Source organism: Aeromonas sp. HMWF014 (assembly GCF_963878295.1).
In the GTDB taxonomy this organism is placed as follows: Bacteria; Pseudomonadota; Gammaproteobacteria; order Enterobacterales; family Aeromonadaceae; genus Aeromonas; species Aeromonas popoffii.
Genome location: NZ_CAWNYS010000304.1, coordinates 1 through 5,863, shown reverse-complemented (window position 1 = coordinate 5,863; position 5,863 = coordinate 1). Strand labels below are relative to the sequence as shown.

Annotated in this window: 3 protein-coding genes and 1 pseudogene; all 4 read left to right on the top strand. The window is 58.7% G+C overall.

Features of this window, described 5'->3' with window-relative positions; translation table 11 throughout:
- Positions 1 to 191 (top strand): annotated as a pseudogene (locus AAC083_RS12520) (efflux transporter periplasmic adaptor subunit); the annotation flags it as partial.
- 15 nt (positions 192 to 206) lie between these two features.
- Positions 207 to 3,287: a multidrug efflux RND transporter permease subunit gene (locus AAC083_RS12515; RefSeq protein ID WP_108536780.1), complete on the top strand. Its 3,081-nt coding sequence runs from the start codon at positions 207 to 209 to the stop codon at positions 3,285 to 3,287.
- 121 nt (positions 3,288 to 3,408) lie between these two features.
- Complete coding sequence (locus AAC083_RS12510; RefSeq protein WP_181364737.1) at positions 3,409 to 5,376, top strand: ATP-binding protein; 1,968 nt, start codon at positions 3,409 to 3,411, stop codon at positions 5,374 to 5,376.
- 76 nt (positions 5,377 to 5,452) lie between these two features.
- Positions 5,453 to 5,863: FAD-dependent oxidoreductase (locus tag AAC083_RS12505; RefSeq protein ID WP_181364736.1), on the top strand; the 411-nt coding region annotated here is incomplete at its 3' end.

Genomic DNA, 5,863 nt, shown 5'->3' with positions numbered 1-5,863 from the left:
GCATGAGACGGGCCAAGCAGGTCGTGGTCAAGGCGGGAGAACGTCGCGGCAATGACGTACATGTGCTGTCCGGTATCAAGGCCGGGGACGAGATAGTGTTGTCGGGCCAGGTTCGCCTGAGCAACGACACCAAGGTGCGCGTTGTCGAAAATGATGCCCTGGCCGTTCCGGCACAAACCCCGATGCTGTAAGCGCGGAGATCTGCAATGCGATTTACTGACATATTCATAAAACGGCCTGTGCTGGCGATCTCGCTCAGCTTCCTGATCGCCCTGCTGGGCTTTCAGGCCATCTTCAAGATGCAGGTGCGGGAATACCCCGAGGTCACCAATACGGTGATCACGGTCAGCACCAGCTACTACGGTGCCAGTGCCAACCTGATCCAGGGCTTCATCACCCAACCGCTGGAGCAGGCGGTGGCGCAAGCCGACAACATCGACTTCATGACCTCCTCCAGCCAGCTCGGCAGCTCCACCGTGACGGCCTTCATGAAGCTGAACACGGATCCGAACGCCGCGCTGTCGGACATACTGGCCAAGGTCAACTCGGTGCGTTCCCAGTTGCCGAAAGAGGCGGAAGACCCCTCGGTTACCTCCTCCACCGGCTCCACCACGGCGGTGCTCTACCTCGGCTTCACCAGCCCGGAGCTGAACTCCAGCCAGATCACCGACTATCTGGAGCGAGTCATCAAGCCGCAGCTGTTTACCGTGGGCGGCGTGTCCAAGGTAGATCTCTACGGCGGTGTCGAGTTTGCCCTGCGGGTATGGCTGGATCCGGCCAAGATGGCGGCCTTCAACCTGACCTCAAGCGACGTGATGACGGTGCTCAACAGCAACAACTATCAGTCGGCCACCGGTCAGGCGACGGGTTACTTCACGCTGTTCAACGGCAATGCCGAGACCCAGGTCAGCAACATAGAGGAGCTCAAGCGACTGGTGGTTGCCACCCGTGACGGCAATGTGATCCGCCTCTCCGACATCGCCAAGGTGACGCTGGAGAAGAGCCACGACATCTACCGGGCCAGTGCCAACGGCCGCGAAGCCGTGGTCATGGCGGTCAACGCAGCCCCGACGGCCAACCCCATCAACATTGCCCACGATGTGCTGGCACTGCTGCCGAGCCTGAAGAGCAATATGCCGAGCACCATGCAGGTCAACGTGCTCTATGACTCCACCATTGCCATCAACGAGTCTATCCACGAGGTCATCAAGACCATACTGGAAGCGGCTGCCATCGTACTGGTGGTGATCACCCTGTTCCTCGGTTCGTTCCGGGCTGTCATCATCCCCATCATCACAATTCCGCTCAGTCTCATCGGCGTGGTGATGATGATGGACCTGTTCGGCTTCTCGATAAACCTGATGACCCTGCTGGCCATGGTGCTGGCGATCGGTCTGGTGGTGGATGACGCCATCGTGGTGCTGGAGAACGTCGACCGCCACATCAAGCAGGGGGAGGAACCCTTCCGGGCCGCCATCATAGGGACCCGCGAAATAGCCGTGCCGGTTATCGCCATGACGGCCACCCTGGCCGCCGTGTATGCGCCGATCGCCCTGATGGGAGGCATCACCGGCTCCCTGTTCAAGGAGTTCGCGCTGACCCTGGCGGGAGCGGTATTCATCTCCGGCATCATAGCGCTGACCCTGTCACCCATGATGTGCGCCAAGATGCTCAAAGCCAACGAGCAGCCAGGCAAGTTCGAGCGCACTGTGCACCACCTGCTGGATCGGATGACAGAACGCTACGGCACTATGCTGCACGCCGTAATGCAGAAGCGCATCGTGGTCCTGGTGTTCGCCGTCATCGTATTCGGCAGCCTGCCGCTGCTGTTCAAGTTCATCCCGAGTGAGCTGGCACCGGCGGAAGACAAGGGCGTCATGGCGGTGCTGGGTACTGCGCCCTCCAACGCCAACCTGGACTACATCGAAAACACCATGGCGGACGTGAACAAGATCCTGGATGAGCAGCCGGAAATCGCCTACTCCCAGGTCTTCTCAGGGGTATTCAACGCCAATCAGGCATTTGGTATCGCCTCTATGGTGCCCTGGAGCCAGCGTGAAGCGAGCCAGAAAGAGGTGCTGGATCGGGTCGCCGGCCTGGTGAAGGACATCCCCGGGATGGCCATCACCACCTTCCAGTTCCCTGAACTGCCGGGTGCATCGAGCGGCTTGCCGATCCAGTTCGTCATCACCACCCCGAACAGCTTCGAGAGCCTGTTCCTGATCGCCAGCGAGATGCTGGCGGCCACCCAGGCCAATGGCCAGTTCGTCTATTCGAATCTCGATCTGAACTACGACTCCGCCACCATGAGGATCAAGATCGACAAGGACAAGGCCGGTGCCTACGGCATCACCATGCAGGACATAGGCATCACCATGGGCACCATGATGGCGGACGGTTACGTCAACCGCATCGACCTGGATGGCCGCTCCTACGAGGTGATCCCCCAGGTCGAGCGCAAATACCGTATGAACCCGGAATCCATGAAGAGTTACTACGTGCGTGCGGCCGACGGCAGATCCATCCCGCTGGGTAGCCTGATCAACATCGAAGTCGTGGGCGAGCCCCGTGCCCTGCCCCACTTCAACCAGCTGAACTCCGCCACCATCGGCGCCGTACCGGCACCGGGTGTGGCCATGGGGGACGCGATCAACTGGTTCAAGACCACAGCCGAAGAGAAGCTGCCGCAAGGCTATCGCTACGACTTCATGGGTGAGGCTCGCCAGTTCGTGACCGAAGGCAACGCCCTCTATGCCACCTTCGCACTGGCACTGGCCATCATCTTCCTGGTGCTGGCCATCCAGTTCGAATCGGTACGTGACCCGCTGGTGATCATGGTGTCGGTCCCGCTTGCCATCAGTGGCGCCTTGATTGCACTGGCATGGGGGTTGGCCACTATGAACATCTACTCCCAGGTGGGTCTGATCACGCTCGTAGGCTTGATTACCAAGCACGGGATCCTGATCTGTGAGGTGGCGAAAGAAGAGCAGCTACTGAACGGTCTGAACCGGACCCAAGCTGTGATGCAGGCGGCCAAGGTGCGGCTACGCCCCATCCTGATGACCACGGCGGCCATGATCGCGGGCCTGATCCCGCTGCTCTACGCGGCGGGCGCAGGCGCAGCCCAGCGCTTCAGCATCGGCATAGTGATAGTGGCCGGTCTGGCGATCGGTACCATCTTCACCTTGTTCGTGCTGCCGGTGATTTACACCTACCTGGCCTCCGAGCACAAACCCTTGCCTGTGTTTGATGAATCCATTCCGCCCAAGGCGAAAGGGAGTCATTGATTACCGACTTGAATGCAAAAGGCCCCGATTCGGGGTCTTTTTTTATCCCACTAACGACACACGACATAAGTACATGAAGCAGTTAAACTAAATGGCATTATTTCCAGACCGCAAGGACGCCATGTCAGGACTTTTCTCCAAGACCGCGAGGGCCATCGGCCGTAACGGGCTCTCATACCGCCTGCTCTCCTACATTCTGGTGTGCAGTACCGTATTGGCGATGATCATTACGGTGTTGCAACTTGCCTGGGATTACCGCAAGGACGTCGCCGTCATTGAGGACAGCATCGGCCAGATCGAAGCCTCCTTCCTGCAGCCCATCGCCGCCAGTCTGTGGAACCTGGACGAGGAGCAGGTCAAGGTACAGATAGAAGGCATCATGAACCTGCCCAACATGCAGTTCGTGATGGTCAAGGAGATGCTCGGCAACTCGGAAGTGCCGTTGCTGATCCAGGGGGTGGAACGTGAAAGCTATGACATCTCCCGCGAATTCAATCTCACCTATCAGGGTGAAGTGGTCGGCAAGCTGTTCGTCGCCGCCTCCCTCGATCAGATCTACCAGCGCCTGATCGAAAAATCCGTGATCATCATGGTCACCCAGACCATCAAGACGCTGGTGGTCTCGTTTTGTATCCTGCTCATCATTTACTATCTGGTGGTCCGTCACCTCAACCGCATCGCCAACTATGCCCAGAAATTCAATCTGGATCGGCTGGCCATCGAGCTGACGCTGGAGGGGCGCCCCCTGCCCCGCAAGAAACCCGATGAGCTGGATACCCTGGTCGCCACCCTCAACCAGATGCGAACACGGCTGAACGACGAATTTGCGGCGCGCCATCAGGCGGCGGAACAGCTGCAACAAGAGCGGGACTTCTCCGCCACCCTGATCAACTCGGCCAACATGCTCATCTGTTGCATGGAACCCAACCTCACCATCGCCAGCATCAACCCGGCCGCCATACTGCTGACCGGCTACCACCAACAGGAGATCTTGCAGCACAACTGGCTGGATCTGTTCGTCAGCCAGGAACAGCGTGAAGAGCTGGCTCTGATTTTGGCCGATCACGGATCCATTGAGGACAAAGAGATCATCATGTATGACCAGCAGGGCCATGAGCTGGTGTTGCAGTGGACCTTTGCCCCCTTCTACGAGGGCCTCAACCTCAAGTACCTGATCGGGTTCGGCTATGACATCACCCGCCTCAAGAAGGTAGAGCGGGAGATCATCTCCCTCAACGAACAGCTGGAAGGCAAGGTGGTGGAGCGAACCCGCAGCCTGAGCGACGCCAACAATCAGCTGGGCAAGGCCTACGACGACCTGAAACAGGCGCAGCAGACCCTGGTGGAATCGGAGAAGATGGCCTCCCTCGGCTCGCTGGTAGCCGGGGTGGCACACGAGATCAACACCCCCATTGGCATCAGTGTGACCGCCTCCTCCTATCTGCAGGAACGGGTGGCCGACTTCAAGCTGCACATCGACTCCAAGCAGCTCTCCCGCTCCTATCTCAACGAGTTCACCGTCAATCTCGACGAGTCCATGCAGCTGCTGCAGGGCAACCTGAGGCGCGCCTCGGAGCTGATTGCCAGCTTCAAGCAGGTGGCGGTCGATCAGTCGTCCGAGGCGCGTTACAACTTCAACCTCGCCGACAACCTGCATCAGGTGGTGGTTTCCCTCGGCCACAAGCTGAAGAAGGCCCAGTGCGAGGTGGACATCCAGTGCGATTCCAAGCTGTCGATCTTCTCCTTCCCCGGCAGCTTCACCCAGATCTATTCCAACCTGATCCTCAACTCCATCAACCATGGTTTTGATGACTGGGACAAGCCGAAGAAGATCACCATCAAGGTGGAGCAGCAAGGTGAGGATCTGATGATCGACTACAGCGACAACGGCCGCGGTATCCCGCCCGAAATACTGCCGCGCATCTTCGACCCCTTTGTTACCTCCAAGCGGGGCCAGGGCGGCAGCGGGCTCGGCACCCACATCATCTACAACCTGGTGGTACAACTGCTGCGTGGCCGCATCAACTGCGTCAGTGAGCCAGGCAACGGCGCCCAGTTCCATATCCGTATGCCGATCCAACATAACTGAACGCTGGCTCTTGTGAGCCAGCCGCTTTATCCCCATCATGCTGTGATTGCATTCTTAATGAGCGGAGAACCTCGCAATGGCACAGCATTTTGACTATATCGCCATCGGTGGCGGCAGCGGCGGCATCGCCTCGGCCAACCGGGCTGCCATGTACGGCAAGAAAGTCGCCCTGATTGAAGCCAAAGAGTTGGGTGGAACCTGCGTCAACGTAGGCTGCGTGCCGAAGAAGGCCATGTGGTATGCCGGCCAGATCGCCGATGCCCTGAAATATGGTGCCGACTACGGCTTCGACACCACACTCAACCACTTCAGCTGGGCCAAACTGGTCGAGTCCCGCCAGGCCTATATTGGCCGCATCCACCAGTCCTATCAGAACGTGCTTGGCAAGAATCAGATCACTGTCGTCAAAGGATTCGCCCGCTTCGTCAATAGCAACACGATCGAGGTCAATGGCGAGCAGTACACCGCAGATCATATCCTGATCGCC